We start from the raw sequence: 15,984 nt of genomic DNA on the forward strand, positions 1-15,984 counted from the left end.
CGCCTTGCGCACCCGCAGGATCATCTCGCCCTGCTCGGCCCGGTCCACCACCGCGTTCGGCTCGGCCAGCGGCGTCGGATCGGTCACCTTGAACAGCTGCCAGTTGGCGTCGCCCCAGACCTGCTGCAGGTACGGCATCCCGCGCTGCAGCAGCGCCCGCTCCCGCTCACCGCCGCCCGGGTCCGGATCGCCCTTGGGCAGCACCACGTAGTGCACGGCCCACCGCTGGAGCCACTCGTGGTAGTTCGCCGAGTTGAGGGTGTCGTCGTAGAAGAGCGGATTGCGCTCCATGTCGGCCTGCCGGTTCCAGCCGCGGGCCAGGTTGAAGTCCGGCGCCAGCGCGGAGGCCTCACGGTGGGAACGCGCCGGGACCACCTCCACCCTGCCCTTCTCCGCGCCGAGCTTCTGCAACTGGTTGATCAGCGGCGCCAGCTCACGGGCCCAGGAGGCGGCCGGAGTGGTGTGGATGATGTCGTCCACCGACTTGAAGCCGATCCAGCCGGCGAAGCCGAGCAGCGCCAGCACGGTCACGTACCACTTGCGGGTCTTCGGCACGGTGTACGGCAGGGCCGCGATCAGCGTCGCACCCGCGAACAGCATCGGCAGCCGCGAGATGTTCGAACCGATCTGCGAGCTGATCAGCCACACCAGCACGACGGCGAGGCTGTAGACCCCGGCCGTCAGCCGGACCGTCACCCACTCCCTCGGCACCAGGAACAGGCAGAACAGCCCGTACAGCAGCGGCATGACCACCGAGCCGATCCCCATCGGCTGGGTGCCGGAGAACGGGAACAGCCACGCCGACACCGCGACCACCGCCGACGGCGCGAGCCCCAGCGCCCACGCGCCCGGCCGCCGCTTCTGCAGGAACAGCGCGGCCGCGACCAGGCCCACGAACAGCCCCGCGACCGGCGAGGCCATGGTGGCGAGCGCGGCCAGCGGGGCCGCGGCCAGGGCCTTCGCCCAGCGCTTGTACCGCCACCGGTACGGCCAGCAGAACACCGCCGCGACCGCGCCGAGCGCGAACATCGTGCCGAGCCCGAAGGTCACCCGGCCGGAGATCGCGTTGGCCAGGAACGCGGCGACCCCGCCGAGCGAGGCCCACAGCGGGTTGCGCACCGCCCGGCTGCGGATCAGGACCAGTGTCAGCAGCGCCGCCGACACCGTCCCGGCGATCATCATCGTCGTACGGACGCCCAGGACCGACATCAGATACGGCGACACCACGCTGTACGACACCGGGTGCATGCCCCCGTACCAGGCGAGGTTGTACGCCGAGTCCGGGTGCCGGCCGACGAACTCCGCCCACGCGTCCTGCGCCGCGAGATCGCCGCCACTGTTCGCGAAGGTGAAGAACCAGATGATGTGCAGCACACCGGCGAGCATCGTGACCGACAGCACGGGATGCCGGAGCATCCGCTGCCTGAGGGGTTCGAGCGCGGCGAGCGTACGCGCGCGTGCGCCGGGGCGCACCTCCGGGGTACGGCTGTCCGCGTCAGGCGCGGACCCGCGTATTCGCGAGCCCGCTCCCGGGTCCGGATCTGCGTTGTCGGCGCGTGTCGGCTCCGCTGTGGCCACCTGAAGGCACTCCCCGTGTCCCGTCTTCTCTTCTCGGCCGGGTCCCTCGGTGGCCCGGCCGCTTCCCGTCCGGTCCGCGGCCCTGTCACGGAACCGGCGACCTGCCCCGATTCGTGACGCTAGCACGCACCCCGCCCCGGGGCCCCCGGGTGGGGGCTCCCCGGGACGGGGTGCGCGGCGCGACGAGCGGCGGGGCGGTCAGCCCAGCCGGGTGAGCTTGGCGCCGAAACCGGGCTCCGCCAGATCCTTCTGCAGCGCCACCGGAACCTTCACCGCGCCGGACGTGCCGTCACCCACGGTGAGCGTGCCGACCCGGGTACCGGCCTTCGCGGTGTGCGGCACGGTCCCCGGCCTGAAGGACAGCCGCACCTTCAGACCGGACCAGCCGGCCGCCGTGACGTCCTGCGTGACCACGACCGGGGTGTGGCCGCCGAGCCGGTCGTCCACATAGCCGACCACGTCGCCCTTCTTCAGGATCTTCGACGTGGTCAGCGCGTCCTGGGCGGCGAGCAGCGCGGTCTTGCTGACCGCGTTGACCGTCTCCAGGATCTTCGGCTTGTGCTGGCCGAGGATCGCGCCGACCAGGGTGACCGTCCGCCCGCCGACCTGCTTGCGCGAGGCGAAGAGCAGATTGCCGCCCGCCGCCGTGGTGGAGCCGGTCTTGATGCCGATCGCGCCGATGCGGTACGGCAGCTCGTTGTAGTTGGGCCAGAAGTGGCCCGAGGGGTCCGTCCAGCTGGCCGCGCTGCTGATGGACACCAGGGCCGGCACCTTCACGAACGCGCGGCCGAGCTTCACCTGGTCCTCGGCCGTGGACACGGTGGTCTCCTTCAGGCCCGAGGGGTCGGTGTACGTCGTGTGCGACATCCCCAGTTCCCGGGCGGTGGCGTTCATCTCCTTCACGAACGCCGCCTCCGAACCCACGTCCCAGCGCGCGAGGAGCCGGGCGATGTTGTTCGCCGAGGGGATCAGGACGGCCGACAGGGCCTGCTTCTGGGTGAGGTACTCGCCCGCCTGGACGGTGTTGAGGGTCGACTCGCCGGCCTTGTCGTAGCCGCCCTCCTTCTCCGCCTTCGCGTCCACCTTGATCTTCGGGCCCTCCTGCCCCGGCTTCAGCGGGTGGTGCTTGAGGATGATGTACGCGGTCATGGTCTTGGCGACCGAGCCGATCGCCACCGGCGTCTGCTTGCCGAAGTGGCCCATCGTGCCGACGCCGTCCGCGTCGATCCAGCCCTGGCCCTCGCCGGGCCACGGCAGGTTCGTGCGGCCGCCCTCGAACGTGTACGTCTCCTCGCCGGTGAGCGCGAGGGTGGGTGCCGGCAGCGGGCGCACGGCCTGTACGACCGCGAGGACGACCGCCAGCAGCAGGACCAGGGGGGTCCAGATCTTGACCCTCCGCACCAGCGTGCGGACCGGGGTCTCCGGTGGCGGCGGCGTGTTCGTCAGCTCCGCCAGCAGGTCCAGCGGGGGCTTGGGCGGGAGCGGCTGCTGCGTGGTGCGCTCGGGCCCGACCTGGGGGACGGGGGTGGTGGCGTCGGGGGCCGGCTGGGGCTCGGCGGGCCGGGGCTTGGCCGGCTGGGGTGCGGCGGGCTTGCGCAGGTCGTCCTTGAGCGCGACGAACTTGCTGGTGCGCTCGGCGTCGGACTCGGGCGCCTTCGGCTTGCCGCCGAGCTTCAGCATGGTCGTCGGCTGGTCGACCTCGGGCTTCTTGGGCCGGGGCGCCTTGAACACGGCGGTCGGCTGATCGACGGCCGCGGTCCGGGCGGCCCCCGCCTCGGCTTCGCCTTCGGCGTCCGTCTTCCCACCCGCACCACCCGTGCGGGTCTCGTCGTCGTCCGCGGGTGGCCCCTGCGGGGCGTCCCCGCCGTCGGCGGCCTCCGGCCCGTCCTCGTCCTCCACCGCGCCTCCGACGGCACCGGCCACGCCGTCTCCGGCGCCCGCACCGGCCTCACGGTCGGCGCCGTCCTCGGCGCTTGCGTCGGTCTCGCCGTCGGTGTCGTCCTTGGCGCCTGCGGCAGCCTTGCCGTCAGTGTGGCCCTTGGTGCCTGCGCCGGCCTTGCGGTCTGCGTCGTCCTCGGTGCTTGCGTCGGCGTCGCCGTCGGTGTCGTCCTTGGCACCTGCGGCAGCCTTGCGGTCCGCGTCGTCCTTGGCGCTTGCGTCGGCGTCGCCGTCGGTGTCGTCCTCGGTGTCCGCGTCACCCCCGGCGCCCGCGTCGTGTTCGGCGTCTGCGTCGGACTTGGCGGCCTCGGCGTCCTCGCCGGCAGCACTGCTCCTGCCGTCCGTGACAGATCCGGTGCCGGCGTCGTCCCCACCGGACGTGCCGTCCGTGTCCTGCTCGGCACCGAGCTCGGCGTCCGCCTTGTCGCCCTCGCCCCCAGCGGTGCCCTTGCCGTCCACGGCGCCCCCGGCGCCCGCGTCGGCACCCTTGCCGTCCGCGAGCACGTCGGCGCCCGCGTCGGCCTTGTCGCCCGCGGCACTCTCGGCGTCCGCGGCGTCTTCGGCGCCGGCACCGGTCTTGCCGTCCGTGTCGTCCGTGTCGTCCGTGGTGGAGTTGTCCGCCGCCTCCCCGGTGTCCGGTTCGGGCTTCGTGTCGCTGTCGGCGGCCGGCCGTATGTCCGTGTCCGTGTCGGACTCCGCCCCGGTTCCGGCCTTCTCCACCCCCGCGGCGGACGCGGCGGACGGAACACCCGCTCCTTCACCAGGCTCAGACGGGTCCTCAGGGCCGGTGTCCGCACCGGAGGCGTCCGCGGTCGTGTCGGCATGGGGCGCGCGCACCCAGGAGGACACCGCTTCGTGCAGGGCGGTGTCGGGCCGTACCGAGAGGATCTTCGTCGCCGTGTCCTTGGCGCCGCCCGCGGCATCCTTCTCGCGGGTCACGGCCAGACGCGGATCGCGCGCCTCGGGAACCGAACCCGCGCTCCCCGACGTCGGTTCCGCCGACGACTCGCGCTGCTTCGACCTGTCGGGGGACTCGCCCGCCACCGGTGCCTCCTCATGCGCCGCGCGCTCGCCGCGCGCCCTGTCCGAACCATGTACCAGTGTCCTGTGTGAGGGCCTGGCCCCTGCGCTAGACGAGAACGACATACCTGCCGGTTCCCTTACGAACCGGTCACGCACCCTCGACAGACCAATGTGAGAGGGGTCACCCTGTCATTCATCCACGCGGGGAGGCATGGATGGGCAGGAGCCGCAGAACACTTCCGGAGGAGCTTCTGCTGCTGGCATTGGACCCGGCCACGGGTACCACTGCACAGCCGCAGTCGCTCGACCTCGGTCTGGCCGGTGCACAGCTAGTGGAGCTGGCGCTGGCCGGACGGATAGCCCCAGACGGGGATCGTATCGCCGTGGTGGTACCACGGCCGACAGGAGATCCGACTCTGGACTGCGCGTTGGAGTTGCTGCGTAGGCGTGGCGCTCCCGTACGGGCCGTCCACTGGATCGGCGGGCCCCGACTCGGGCTCCGTCAGACCTACCTCTCGCACCTGGAGCGGTGCGGCATGGTCGCCGCCGTGCCGGGCCAGATGTGCGGGGTGTTGCCGACGACGCGTTACCAGGCGACGGACAACGACATCAGCCGGGAGATCCGTGGCCGGCTGGACTCCGCGATCCGCACCGGCGTACCGCCGGATCCGCGGACCGCGGCGCTCGCCGCGCTGGCGCACGCCGTCGGGCTCGGCAAGCACCTGTACCCGGGGAACGAGGGACGGTCGTCCCGCTCCCGGTTGCGGGACCTGATCCGGCACGACCCCATGGGTGGGCTGGTCGCCCACGCCGTGATGGACGTGCAGAGCGGTGCGGCCGTCCAGCCGCGCCGGGGCCCGGCCCCGGCCGGCCGGCCGCCCGCGCCCGGCGCCCGGTCCGCGCCGGAACCCGCACGCGGGGTTCCGATGCAGCCGCGTCGCGGGTCCATGGCCCGCGCCGTGGCCCACTGAACCGTCGTCCCGGTCCCCACAGACCCGGTTCGGGAGCCGCGGTCCGAGCGGGGCGGTGAGACCCTCGTGGTCCCGCCGCCCCGCTCGACTGCGTCCAGGAGTTCGAGGCGGCGCCGCATATCCCTCGTTTCCCAGCGGTAGAAAGCACCTTGGTGGCAGTCTGCTCAACAGCAGATACGCAAAGTGTTAAGTACAGGCAGGCAGCCGGAGGTGCACGTCCCGTGGCGTCCAATGTCAATCCCACCGTCAGGCGGCGCCGGCTGGGCCAGGAGCTGCGCAGGCTCCGCGAGCTCAAGGGCATGACGGCCGAAGAGGTGGCGGAGCGGCTGCTCGTGTCGCAGTCGAAGATCAGCAGGCTGGAGAACGGCCGCCGGAGCATCAGCCAGCGCGATGTGCGCGACCTGTGCGGGGTGTACGAGGTCGAGGACCAGCGGATCGTCGACTCGTTGATGGAGATGGCCCGGGACTCCAGACAGCAGGGGTGGTGGCACACCTTCGGGGACATCCCGTACAGCGTGTACATCGGGCTGGAGACGGACGCGGAGTCGCTGCGGGTGTACGAACCCCAGCTGGTGACCGGCCTGTTGCAGACCCGCGCCTACGCCGAGGCGCTGGTGCAGGGCGCGTTGCCGGAGACGTCGACGGCCGAGATCGAGAAGCGGGTCCAGGTGCGGATGCGCCGACAGGAACGTATCACCGCCGAGAACAACCCGCTCCGGCTGTGGGTGGTGCTCGACGAGGCGGCCCTGCGCCGGCTCGTGGGCAACAAGCTGGTGATGCGGGAGCAGCTGGAGCACCTGATCGAGATGTCCCAGCTGCCGCACGTCACCGTGCAGGTGCTGCCGTTCGAGGTGGGCGCGCACCCGGGGCTGAACGGCCAGTACGCGATCCTGGAGTTCGCCGACGCGGCCGACTCCAGCGTGGTGTACCTGGAGGGCGTCACCAGCGACCTGTACCTGGAGAAGGCGCAGGACGTGCAGAAGTACGCCGTGATGTACGAGCATCTGCGGGCACAGTCCCTCAATGTGGAAGCATCCCGGCAATTCATCGCAGACGTGGCGAAAGAGTACGCCGACTGAGTCGGGGCCACATGGGGCGCGGGATCGTACACCGTCGATCGGCCCCAGTGGAAGGCTCACCTGGAATATGCCATCCGGTCGAGTGAACGGCTGCTCCAGCGGGGGCAGTTGCCCGGTAGCGTCGATCACGCCAATCAGACGACATGGTTGGCGTGAACCGCACCACCGCAACTCGCAACAGGAGTGGACATGGCACTGATTCAGGGCGCTTCCGAGACGTGGATGAAGTCCTCCTATTCCGCGGGCAACGGCGCCTGCGTCGAGGTCAAGTCGCCCACCGCCGTCGAACTCGCCGTCCGCGACTCCAAGACCCCCGAGGGCCCGGTCCTGGCGTTCCCCGCCGACGCGTGGAACGCCTTCGTGTCCTCGGTCAAGGCGTGAGGGGCTCTCCCTGACCCTGACCCTGACCCGGAAGACAACTGCACAAGCATCACCAGGAGAGCCCTCTCGACCAGTCGCCGTCCTTGCCGAGAGGGCTCACCGCCTGCTGAGGCCCCAGGAGTGAGCAGGGGGCGGGGCTCAGCCCAGTTGGGCCTCGATCGCGGAGACCAGCTTGGCGGACTCCGGCTCGGTCTGCGGCGAGAACCGCCCGACGACCCGGCCGTCCCGGGCGATCAGGAACTTCTCGAAGTTCCAGCGGATGTCCCCGCTGTGCCCCTCGGAGTCCGCGAACCCGACGAGCCGCTCGTAGAGCGGGTGCCGTCCCTCCCCGTTCACCTCCACCTTCTCGGTCAGCGGGAAGGTCACGCCGTACGTCGCCGAGCAGAACTCGGCGATCTCCTCGGCGGAGCCGGGCTCCTGCCCGAGGAACTGGTTGCAGGGCACCCCCAGCACGGTGAAGCCCTGCTCGGCGTACCGCTCCTGGAGCTTCTCCAGCCCGGTGTACTGCGGGGTCAGCCCGCACTTGGAAGCCACGTTCACGATGAGCACGGCCTTGCCCGCGTACTGCGGCAGGTTCGCGGAGCCGCCGGTGAGCGCCCCGATCTCGACATCCAGCACGTTGTGGTCAGTAGTCGTCATGCCCGGATGCTAGCCCCGCCGGGCCGCGATCCCCCGCCCGGCCTCGGCCACCCGGTCCCGACCAGCCGCCCCGACCACCCGCCTCGACCACCACGTCACCGGCCGCCGTCCGCGCGTACAGCACCGACCGGCCGGCCCGCCGCCGCTCCACCAGCCCCGCCTCCCGCAACACCTTCAGGTGCCGCCCGACCGAGCCGAGTCCCTGCCCGGTGACCGCCGTCAGCTGGCTGGTGCTCATGGGGGAGCCCAGCAGCACGAGCACCCCGGCCCGGGCCGCCCCGAGCAGCGCGCCCAGCCCCGCGGGCACCGCCCGCCCGCCGTCGCCGGCGAGGACGCCGGTGCAGGGGTAGACCACGGCGTACCGTTCCCCGTCCTCCCAGGACACCCAGCCCGTGCGCTGCGCGGTCACCGGTACGAACACCAGCTCGGCGCCGGAGATCTCGCGCGGCGGGTACTCGTGCGCGTTGATCTGGAACCGGTTGTCGCCGAGCCAGCGGGTGCCGCCCGGTCGCAGCGAGTCCAGCACGCTCGCCCAGCCGCCCCGGGTCACCCGCGCGGTCCGCGCGACCACGTCCGCCTCCAGCACCCGCCGGCGCCGCTCCCAGTACGGCCGTACGGTCTCCTGCCACACCCATTCCAGCATCCCGGCCGCCCGCTCCGGCAGGTCGTCCCGGTCCAGCCCGGCCGGGAGCGGCCCGGCGAGGGAGAGCCGCAGATGGGCGCGGGCGGCGGCCGGATCGGCGGCGCGTACCCGGGCCACCTCCCCGGCGAAGTCCTCCCCGGCGCGCGGCGCGGGGGTGAGGAAGTCGGCGATCCACTCCCGGCCCAGCCCCGCCCGCACCAGGCGGGCCGTCACGGGGTCGGCCGCGAGCCGGGTCCGGTAACCGGGCAGGTGGGCGCCCAGCCAGGCGTACTCACCGGGGTGCGACCCGCGCCCGGCGTGCAGCAGCTTCAGGGCGGCGAAGGTCTCGGCGAGCGGCGAGATGACGAACCGGCTGCGCGCGAGGGTGTCCGCGTTGAGCTGCCACCATCCCATCGGTCCCTCCCCGCGCCCGGCACCCGTCCCCGCGCCCCGCGCATGCCGCCGAGCCCCGCGCAGTCGCCGTACCTTTCGCGCGTCGGCGAAACAATAACCAGCCGTCCGCGTGCCTGCCGAGACTCCGGGGCATGCCCAGCTACCGATCCCTGTTCCGCACACCGGAGTTCACCCCCCTCCTCCTCGGCGCGGCCGCGAAGACCGCTGCCCAGACCGTCGGCGGCCTCGCCCTCGGCACCCTCGTGTTCCGTGCGACCGGCTCCCCGCTGCTGGCGGCGCTGAGCATGTTCGGCTCGTCGCTCGCCCAGGTGCTGGGCGCCACCTTCCTGCTGTCCGGCGCCGACCGGCTGCCCCCGCGTACGGCCCTCACCGTGATCACACTGGTCTCCGCGGCCGGTACCGCGGCGCAGGCGCTGCCCGGCCTGCCGGCCGGCGGACTCCTCGTCGTCGTCCTCCTGCTGGGCCTGGTCGCCTCGCTGGGCGGCGGGGTCCGCTGGGGGCTGCTCAACGAGATCCTCACCAAAAACGGCTACCTGCCCGGGCGTTCGCTCTTCAACATGATGAACGGGCTGATGCAGATCACCGGATTCGCCACCGGGGGCGCCCTGCTCGCCGCGCTCTCCCCGCGCACCTGCCTGCTGCTGGCGGCGGCCCTGTACCTGGCGGCCGCGCTCGTCCTGCGGCTCGGCCTGACCGCCCGGCCGCCCCGCGCCACCGGCCGGCCCTCGCCGTCGGCGACCTGGCGCGCCAACGCCGAACTGTGGTCGTCCCGGCCGCGCCGGCTGACCTACCTGGGCCTGTGGCTGCCCAACGGCATGGTCGTCGGCTGTGAATCGCTGTACGTGTCGTACGCCCCGCACGCGGCCGGCACCCTGTTCGCCTGCGGGGCGCTCGGCATGTTCGCCGGGGACGTGACGGTCGGCCGGCTGCTGCCCGCCGGCGTCCGCACCCGCCTGGCCACCCCGCTGCTGCTCCTGCTGGCGACGCCGTACCTGCTGTTCGCCGCGCACCCGCCGGTGCCGGTCGCCGCGGTCTGCGCGGCCGTGGCCTCCGTCGGCTTCGGGGCGAGCCTGGTCCAGCAGGAGCGGCTGCTGCGCCTGACCCCCGACGCCCTGGCCGGCCAGGCCCTCGGCCTGCACTCGTCCGGCACGCTGGCCCTGCAGGGCATCAGCGCGACGGCGGCGGGGACGCTGGCCCAGCTCACCTCGCCCGCCGCGGCGACGGCCGCCATGGCGGCGGGCTCCGTCTGCGTGACCCTGGCGCTCGCTACGGCTGCTCGACGGGCGCCGGTGCGGTCTCCGGCCGGGCCGGCGCCGGAGCGGACTCGGTCGTGACCTCGGCGTCGATCTTCTTCACGGCCCGGTCGAAGTACCGCAGCAGCTCGACCGGGAACGGCATGACGAGCGTGGAGTTCTTCTCGGCGGCCACCTCGACCACGGTCTGCAGCAGACGCAGCTGCATCGCCTCCGGGGTGTCCGACATGATCCGGGAGGCATTGGCGAGCTGCTGCGCGGCCTGGAACTCGCCGTCCGCGGTGATGACCCGGGCCCGCCGCTCCCGCTCGGCCTCGGCCTGCCGGGACATGGACCGCTTCAGCGACTCGGGCAGCTGGACGTCCTTGATCTCCACCCGGTCGATGTGCACGCCCCACCCGGCGGCCGGGCTGTCGATCATCAGGGCCAGGCCCTCGTGCAGCCGCTCCCGGTCGCTCAGCAGATCGTCCAGGTCGCTCTTGCCGATGATGGACCGCAGGGAGGACTGGGCGACCTGCCCGACGGCGAAGACGTAGTCCTGCACCTCGATGGAGGCGCGCACCGGGTCGATGACCCGGAAGTACACCACGGCGTCGACCTTCACGGACACGTTGTCCCGGGTGATGCCCTCCTGGGTGGGCACGGGCATCGTCACCACCTGCACGTTCACCTTGCGCATCCGGTCGGCGAACGGGATGAGGAAGGTGATGCCCGGCTGCCGGTGGCCGGGCAGCGCCTTGCCCCACCGGAACACCACCCCGCGCTCGACCTGGTTGACGACCCGCATCCCGCTCTTCAGTACGAGCAGCACGAGGACGGCGACGGCCACCACTGCGACGACGGTGCCTTCCATGGCACTCCCCTTCTCCGACACGATCCGGACAACGGGGAGGACACGGGGAGCCGGGGCCGCGGATCCGGCCCCGGCGTCAGGGAAACGTAAAGAAACGCGCGGAGCCGGACCCGGAGCCGTCGGGGCGGGGGAGGGGGCTGGGCCGCTGCGCCGCCGGGCCGCCGGGAATAGCCTGGACTGGAGCGGCACCGGGACGGGGGCGGACTCTCCCGATGCGCTCCCCGCACCGAGGGGGACGCGGAAAGGGAGGCGAAGAGCCATGCCCTGGAATCTCAACGGCACGTACCTGGAGAGCTGCAACTGCGACGTGGTGTGCCCCTGCACCACCTCGGGCCTCACCGCACCGGCCGACCACGAACGCTGCCAGGTGACCTTCGCCTTCCACGTGGACAGCGGGAACGTGGACGGCACGGACGTCACCGGCCGCAACGTCGCCGTCTTCATCGACGCGCCCCGGGTGATGGCCGAGGGCGGCTGGCAGGTGGCCCTGTACCTCGACGCCTCGGCCGACGACGACCAGGCCGAGGCGCTGGGCAAGGTCTTCTCGGGCCGGGCCGGCGGCCCCATGGCGGCGCTCACCCCGCTGATCGGCGAGGTCCTCGGCGTGCAGCGCGTCCCCATCGACTACCGCGACGACGGCCGCCGCCACTCCGTGCGGGTGGGCGGCGCCATCGACATCGAGATCGAGGACCAGGTCGCCCCCCAGTTCGGCGACGACGGCCCGGTCATGGGCCTGACCGGCATCTTCCACCCGGTCAGCAGCACGCTGACCGTCGCCCGGTCGACCCGGGCGACGGGCGACGGCGTGTACGGCCGGTCCTGGGACTTCTCCGGCGGCAACGGACACTCGGCGCCCTTCACGTGGTCCGCGTGACCGGCTGGCCGGCCACCGTCCGCCGCCGGGCGGGCCCCGCCGGGCTGCTGCTGGTCGCGGCGTGCGCGGCCTGGGTCTGGACGGTGACACGCTGGGGCGGCACGCCGGCGATGCCGGGCACCATGGGCCTGCGCCTGCCCGCCTACCTGGCCATGTGGACGTTGATGACGGCCGCGATGATGCTGCCCGCCACGGCACCCGTCGCCGCGCTGTACGCACGCACCGTCACCGCCCACCGGGCACCGCGCATGGCCGTGTTCACGATCGCCTACCTGCTGGTCTGGGGCGCCGCCGGGCTGCCGGCGTACGGGCTGTCCGCCGGCCTGGGCAGGGCTGCGGCCCTCCCTCCTGCCGCGGGGACCGCGGTGGCCGCCGCCGTGTTCGCGATCGGCGGGGCCTACCAGCTGATGCCCCTCAAGGAGCGCTGCCTGGCGAAGTGCCGCTCACCGATCGCACTGATGCTGCGCTACGCCTCGTACCCGGGGCCCTCGCGCGACCTGCGCGCCGGAGCCCACCACGGCGCCTTCTGCCTGGGCTGCTGCTGGGCGCTGATGCTGCTGCTGACGGCGTTCGGCGGGATGAACCTGTGGGCCATGCTGGTCCTGACCGCCGTGATCACCGCCGAGAAACTGGCCCCGGCCGGCCGCCTGGTGGCCCGCGCCGCGGGAATCACCTCGCTCGCCCTGTCCGTCGCCGTCTTCTGGATCCCCGCACTGGCCCCGGGCCTCACGGGCGGCGGCGGGGGCCCGGCGGGAATGTGAGGGACGGGAAAACCGGATCCGCAGGGCAGTAGAACCCCCTCCCGCACCCGTCCTTACAGGGGAACGAGGGAGGGCACATTGAACGCCGACGAGGAACGCCAGTTCCGCGAGTTCGTGGCGGCGCGGTCGAGATCGCTGCTGCACACGGCCTACCTGCTGACCGGAGACTGGGAGCAGGGCCGGGACCTGCTGCAGACCGCGCTCGCCTCCACCGCTCGGCGCTGGTCGAAGCTGCGCGACCGCGAGCAGCCGGAGATCTATGTGCGCCGGGCGCTGTACCACGCCCAGGTGGACCGCTTCCGCCTCCTCAGCTGGGGGCGCGAGACGGTCACGGACACCCTGCCGGACCGGCCCTCCGGGCAGGGCGCCGACTGGGCGGACACCGTCGTCCAGCGGCAGGACATCATGGCCGCGCTGCGGCGGCTGCCCAAGCGCCAGCGCGCGGTGATCGTGCTGCGGTACTTCGAGGACCGGCCGGACGGCGAGATCGCCGCGATCCTGGGCGTCGCCCAGGGCACGGTCCGCAGCCAGACCCACAAGGCCCTCACCTCTCTCCGTACCACCCTGGCCGAGGCGGGGCCGCCGGCTTCCTCCTCCACTGCCTCCGGAAGGGGCGTCACCGCATGACCGACTCGACCGCACAGCCGCAGCACGAGACGCTGCTGCACGACACCCTGCACGCCCATGTCCGGGAGCGCGGGGACGCCGCCGGCGCCTACCTGACCGGCCTGGCCGACGGTGCGCTGCGGACCGCCCGGCGGCGCCGGCGGCTGGCCCGCGCCGGGGCCGGCGTCGCTGTCGCGGCCGTCGCCGCCACCGCCTGGGTGGCCGTAGCGGCCGGTGGGACCCCGGACGCGCGCGTGGTCCACCCCGCCGTCGGGGGCGACAGGGGGAAGCCGGCCACGGTCTCCCTCCTGCCGGTCACCTCCTCCCGGGAACAGGCCTGCCCCCGGGGCAGCGACGGCTACACCGTGCACGCGACCGCGACCCACCCGGCGTTCTGCGTCCGGGTCGGCCGGGCCGGGGGGATGACCGGTGTCCGGGTCGTCTCGGCCAAGGCCGAGAAGAGCGCCGCCGACGGCACCTGGCGGGTCGAGGCGACCCTCGGCCCCGCCGACCGGGCCCGTTTCGCCGCCCTCACCGGCTCCCTCGCCAAGGCCCCGGCCCCGCGCAACGAATTCGCCGTCGTCGTCGACGGCAAGCTCTGGGGCAGCCCCGCCGTGACCGCCTCGATCACCGGCGGCCGTTTCGAGATCGCCGGGGCCTACGCCGGCGACCTCACCAGCGGCAGCGCCCACCGCCTCGCAGCCCGGCTGGACCCCGCCGGGTGAGGACGGACGACGGCCGGTTCCCCGCCGCGGCCGGTCGCCGGGAATTGGAACCGCGCATCCGGGGCAGACGGGACAGGCAGCCGACCGGCCGGTGAAGGAGGAAGCAGTGGGAGACGACTCGTCGCTGAAAGCCGTGGGTTGGGCGCGCTCGCTGCCGGTGAACCGCGGGGTGAAGGAGGCCAGGGACTGGACTCGCGACCACCTGGCCTCGCTCGGGTGGCTCCGCACCGCCCCGGACCTGGTGGACTCGGTGCTGCTGACCGTGTCCGAGCTGGTCACCAACGCCCACAAGCATGCCCGTAGCGCGGCCCAGTTGATCCTCGTGTGGGACGAGTCGTGCCTGCACGTGACCGTGCACGACTCCTCCCCCGAACTGCCCGAGCAGCGCCGTCCCGATGCCGGCGCCCTGGGAGGCCGCGGCCTGATGCTGGTCGACGCTCTCGCCGACACCTGGCAGGCCCACCGCTGTCCCCGCGGCAAGGACGTCATCGCCTGCTTCCAGCCGCCCTCGTCGGCGACATGACTCGTTTGCCTCGTCTGCCTCGTTTGTACCGAGGATGCGCGGGCACGAGTGCTGCACGGCAACGCAAGCCACGACGAGCCAAGAGGAGGCGTGTTCCATGACTGCTGGTGAGAAGGCCAAGGCGAAGACCGAGCAGGCGGAGGGCAAGGCCAAGGAGGCTCTGGGCACCGCCGTCGGCAACGACCGCATGGCCGCGGAGGGCCAGGCCCAGAAGAGCAAGGGCGACGCGCGAGACGCCAAGGAGAAGGCCAAGGACGCCTTCAAGCACTGACTCCGCCGCTCCGGCCGGAGAAGACGGAGAGAAGGGGCCGCCCCGGACGAACCCGGGGCGGCCCCTTCTCCCTGCACGCTCGCGGTTCGCGGAAAACGAGCGGCAGGGTCCCCGTGGTGCGCGGTACGGTGCGCCGATGTCAGAGATCAGGAAGTTCCAAGTCACCTTTGACTGCGCGCAGCCCGGGCGCCTCGCCCGCTTCTGGTGCGAAGTGCTGGGCTACGTCATGCCGCCGCCGCCCGAGGGGTTCGCCACCTGGGAGGAACACGACCGCACCCTGCCTCCCGAGAAGCGGGACGCGTGGTCCGCCTGCAGTGATCCCTCGGGTGTGGGTCCGCGCCTGTACTTCCAGCGCGTCCCGGAGGGGAAGGTCGTCAAGAACCGGGTGCATCTCGACGTCCGGGTCGGCACCGGGCTCGTGGGGGACGAGCGCCTCGCCGCGCTCGAAGCCGAGTGCGCGCGACTGGTCGCACTCGGTGCGACCCACGTGCAGACGCTGTACGCCGACGGGGAGAACGAGTCGTGCATCCCGATGCTGGACATCGAGGGCAACGAGTTCTGCATCGACTGAACAGCGCCGCGATCGCCCTCCGTCAGCGCGCCCGCTCCACGCGGCGCTCGTCCCACACCGGTTCCGGCGTCTCCCGTACCCGGCCGTCGCTGCCGAACACCAGGAAGCGGTCGAAGGACCGGGCGAACCAGCGGTCGTGGGTGACCGCCAGGACCGTCCCCTCGTACGCCTCCAGCCCCTCCTGCAGGGCCTCCGCCGACTCCAGGTCCAGGTTGTCGGTCGGCTCGTCCAGCAGGAGGGCGGTGGTGCCCTGCAGTTCCAGCAGCAGGATCTGGAAGCGCGCCTGCTGCCCGCCGGAGAGCCGGTCGAAGGCCTGGTCGCCCTGCCGGTCCAGTTCGTAGCGGCGGAGCGCCGACATGGCCGCGCCCCGGTCCCGGGCGTGCTCGGTCCACAGGATGTCCACCAGGGTGCGCCCGATCAGTTCGGGATGCGCATGCGTCTGGGCGAAATGCCCCGGTACCACCCGTGCGCCCAGCTTCACCGTGCCCGTGTGCGCCACGTCCTCCCCGGCCAGCAGCCGCAGGAAGTGCGACTTGCCCGACCCGTTGGAGCCGAGCACCGCCACCCGCTCGCCGTAGAAGATCTCCAGGGAGAAGGGCTTCATCAGCCCGGTCAGCTCCAACTCCGCACAGGTGACGGCCCGTACCCCGGTACGCCCGCCGTGCAGACGCATCCGGATCTCCTGCTTGCGCGGCGGCTCCGGCGGCGGACCGGCCTCCTCGAACTTGCGCAGCCGGGTCCGCGCCGCCTGGTAACGAGAAGCCATGTCGTCGCTGCGCGCGGCGTACTGCTGCAGGTCACGCACCAACTTCTTGAGCTGGGCGTGCTTCTCGTCCCAGCGGCGTCGCAGCTCCTCGAACCGGGCGAACCGCTCCTGCCGCGCCTCGTGGAAGGTGCCGAAA

17 protein-coding genes are annotated in these 15,984 nt (G+C 72.5%); 11 read left to right on the top strand and 6 right to left on the bottom strand.

Annotated features, from left to right (window positions below; all coding sequences use genetic code 11):
* On the bottom strand, positions 1 to 1,578 hold a 1,578-nt coding region (locus IE312_RS35930; protein WP_229900854.1), incomplete at its 3' end, for an MFS transporter.
* A 198-nt stretch (positions 1,579 to 1,776) separates the two neighbouring features.
* A complete protein-coding gene (locus IE312_RS35935) occupies positions 1,777 to 4,560 on the bottom strand; it encodes a D-alanyl-D-alanine carboxypeptidase (RefSeq protein WP_229900855.1) in 2,784 nt (927 codons plus the stop codon).
* Positions 4,561 to 4,754: 194 nt separating this feature from the next.
* Between IE312_RS35935 and IE312_RS35940 the strand changes: the two genes are divergently transcribed.
* The 3 genes from IE312_RS35940 to IE312_RS35950 all read left to right on the top strand — a co-directional run bounded on the left by IE312_RS35940 (position 4,755) and on the right by IE312_RS35950 (position 6,970).
* A complete protein-coding gene (locus IE312_RS35940) occupies positions 4,755 to 5,510 on the top strand; it encodes a GOLPH3/VPS74 family protein (RefSeq protein ID WP_189986525.1) in 756 nt (251 codons plus the stop codon).
* Positions 5,511 to 5,731: 221 nt separating this feature from the next.
* A complete protein-coding gene (locus IE312_RS35945; protein WP_189986526.1) occupies positions 5,732 to 6,589 on the top strand; it encodes a helix-turn-helix domain-containing protein in 858 nt (285 codons plus the stop codon).
* 189 nt (positions 6,590 to 6,778) lie between these two features.
* Entirely contained in the window at positions 6,779 to 6,970 is a 192-nt protein-coding gene (locus tag IE312_RS35950; RefSeq protein WP_189986527.1) for a DUF397 domain-containing protein, read from the top strand.
* Between the two features lie 138 nt (positions 6,971 to 7,108).
* On the opposite strand, the gene IE312_RS35955 is transcribed toward IE312_RS35950, so the two are convergent.
* On the bottom strand, positions 7,109 to 7,609 hold the full coding sequence (locus IE312_RS35955) for a glutathione peroxidase (protein ID WP_189986528.1): 501 nt from the start codon (positions 7,607 to 7,609) through the stop codon (positions 7,109 to 7,111).
* A complete protein-coding gene (locus IE312_RS35960; protein ID WP_189986529.1) occupies positions 7,596 to 8,645 on the bottom strand; it encodes a helix-turn-helix domain-containing protein in 1,050 nt (349 codons plus the stop codon). Before IE312_RS35960 ends, IE312_RS35955 begins: the two co-directional genes overlap by 14 nt.
* Before the next feature lie 131 nt (positions 8,646 to 8,776).
* On the opposite strand from IE312_RS35960, the gene IE312_RS35965 reads away from it, so the two are divergent.
* Positions 8,777 to 9,979, top strand: a complete 1,203-nt coding sequence (locus tag IE312_RS35965; protein WP_189986530.1) for an MFS transporter — start codon at positions 8,777 to 8,779, stop codon at positions 9,977 to 9,979.
* On the opposite strand, the gene IE312_RS35970 is transcribed toward IE312_RS35965, so the two are convergent.
* A complete protein-coding gene (locus IE312_RS35970; RefSeq protein WP_189986531.1) occupies positions 9,912 to 10,751 on the bottom strand; it encodes a slipin family protein in 840 nt (279 codons plus the stop codon). The two genes, IE312_RS35965 and IE312_RS35970, sit on opposite strands and share 68 nt — an antisense overlap.
* Before the next feature lie 259 nt (positions 10,752 to 11,010).
* Here IE312_RS35970 and IE312_RS35975 point away from each other — a divergent pair, with 259 nt between their 5' ends.
* The 7 genes from IE312_RS35975 (at position 11,011) to IE312_RS36005 (ending at position 15,082) form a co-directional block, all read left to right on the top strand.
* The gene (locus IE312_RS35975) at positions 11,011 to 11,625 is read left to right on the top strand and encodes a DUF1326 domain-containing protein (protein WP_189986532.1); all 615 of its coding nucleotides are present in this window, start codon (positions 11,011 to 11,013) and stop codon (positions 11,623 to 11,625) included.
* Positions 11,622 to 12,386 (top strand): DUF2182 domain-containing protein, encoded by a 765-nt coding sequence (locus IE312_RS35980; RefSeq protein WP_189986533.1) that lies wholly within the window; start codon positions 11,622 to 11,624, stop codon positions 12,384 to 12,386. The genes IE312_RS35975 and IE312_RS35980 overlap by 4 nt, the downstream gene beginning before the upstream one ends.
* A 78-nt stretch (positions 12,387 to 12,464) precedes the next feature.
* Complete coding sequence (locus IE312_RS35985; RefSeq protein WP_189986534.1) at positions 12,465 to 13,013, top strand: SigE family RNA polymerase sigma factor; 549 nt, start codon at positions 12,465 to 12,467, stop codon at positions 13,011 to 13,013.
* Complete coding sequence (locus tag IE312_RS35990) at positions 13,010 to 13,717, top strand: SecDF P1 head subdomain-containing protein (protein ID WP_189986535.1); 708 nt, start codon at positions 13,010 to 13,012, stop codon at positions 13,715 to 13,717. The genes IE312_RS35985 and IE312_RS35990 overlap by 4 nt, the downstream gene beginning before the upstream one ends.
* Before the next feature lie 106 nt (positions 13,718 to 13,823).
* The gene (locus tag IE312_RS35995) at positions 13,824 to 14,240 is read left to right on the top strand and encodes an ATP-binding protein (protein ID WP_189986536.1); all 417 of its coding nucleotides are present in this window, start codon (positions 13,824 to 13,826) and stop codon (positions 14,238 to 14,240) included.
* Between the two features lie 97 nt (positions 14,241 to 14,337).
* Positions 14,338 to 14,511: a CsbD family protein gene (locus tag IE312_RS36000; RefSeq protein ID WP_189986537.1), complete on the top strand. Its 174-nt coding sequence runs from the start codon at positions 14,338 to 14,340 to the stop codon at positions 14,509 to 14,511.
* Positions 14,512 to 14,647: 136 nt separating this feature from the next.
* Entirely contained in the window at positions 14,648 to 15,082 is a 435-nt protein-coding gene (locus IE312_RS36005; RefSeq protein WP_189986538.1) for a VOC family protein, read from the top strand.
* Between the two features lie 22 nt (positions 15,083 to 15,104).
* Here the strand turns inward: IE312_RS36005 and IE312_RS43355 are convergent.
* Positions 15,105 to 15,984, bottom strand: an 880-nt coding sequence (locus IE312_RS43355; protein ID WP_229900856.1) for an ATP-binding cassette domain-containing protein, incomplete at its 5' end; no start/stop codon positions are given.

The organism is Streptomyces capoamus (genome assembly GCF_014654935.1).
Taxonomy (GTDB): domain Bacteria; phylum Actinomycetota; class Actinomycetes; order Streptomycetales; family Streptomycetaceae; genus Streptomyces; species Streptomyces capoamus.

Excerpts from the sequence above, each read along its gene's own strand:
- IE312_RS35940 (WP_189986525.1), top strand. The coding sequence starts at position 4,755 with ATGGGCAGGAGCCGCAGAACACTTCCGGAGGAGCTTCTGCTGCTGGCA.
- IE312_RS35950 (WP_189986527.1), top strand. The coding sequence starts at position 6,779 with ATGGCACTGATTCAGGGCGCTTCCGAGACGTGGATGAAGTCCTCCTAT.
- IE312_RS35955 (WP_189986528.1), bottom strand. The coding sequence starts at position 7,609 with ATGACGACTACTGACCACAACGTGCTGGATGTCGAGATCGGGGCGCTC.
- IE312_RS35960 (WP_189986529.1), bottom strand. The coding sequence starts at position 8,645 with ATGGGATGGTGGCAGCTCAACGCGGACACCCTCGCGCGCAGCCGGTTC.
- IE312_RS35965 (WP_189986530.1), top strand. The coding sequence starts at position 8,777 with ATGCCCAGCTACCGATCCCTGTTCCGCACACCGGAGTTCACCCCCCTC.
- IE312_RS35970 (WP_189986531.1), bottom strand. The coding sequence starts at position 10,751 with ATGGAAGGCACCGTCGTCGCAGTGGTGGCCGTCGCCGTCCTCGTGCTG.
- IE312_RS35975 (WP_189986532.1), top strand. The coding sequence starts at position 11,011 with ATGCCCTGGAATCTCAACGGCACGTACCTGGAGAGCTGCAACTGCGAC.
- IE312_RS35990 (WP_189986535.1), top strand. The coding sequence starts at position 13,010 with ATGACCGACTCGACCGCACAGCCGCAGCACGAGACGCTGCTGCACGAC.
- IE312_RS36000 (WP_189986537.1), top strand. The coding sequence starts at position 14,338 with ATGACTGCTGGTGAGAAGGCCAAGGCGAAGACCGAGCAGGCGGAGGGC.
- IE312_RS36005 (WP_189986538.1), top strand. The coding sequence starts at position 14,648 with ATGTCAGAGATCAGGAAGTTCCAAGTCACCTTTGACTGCGCGCAGCCC.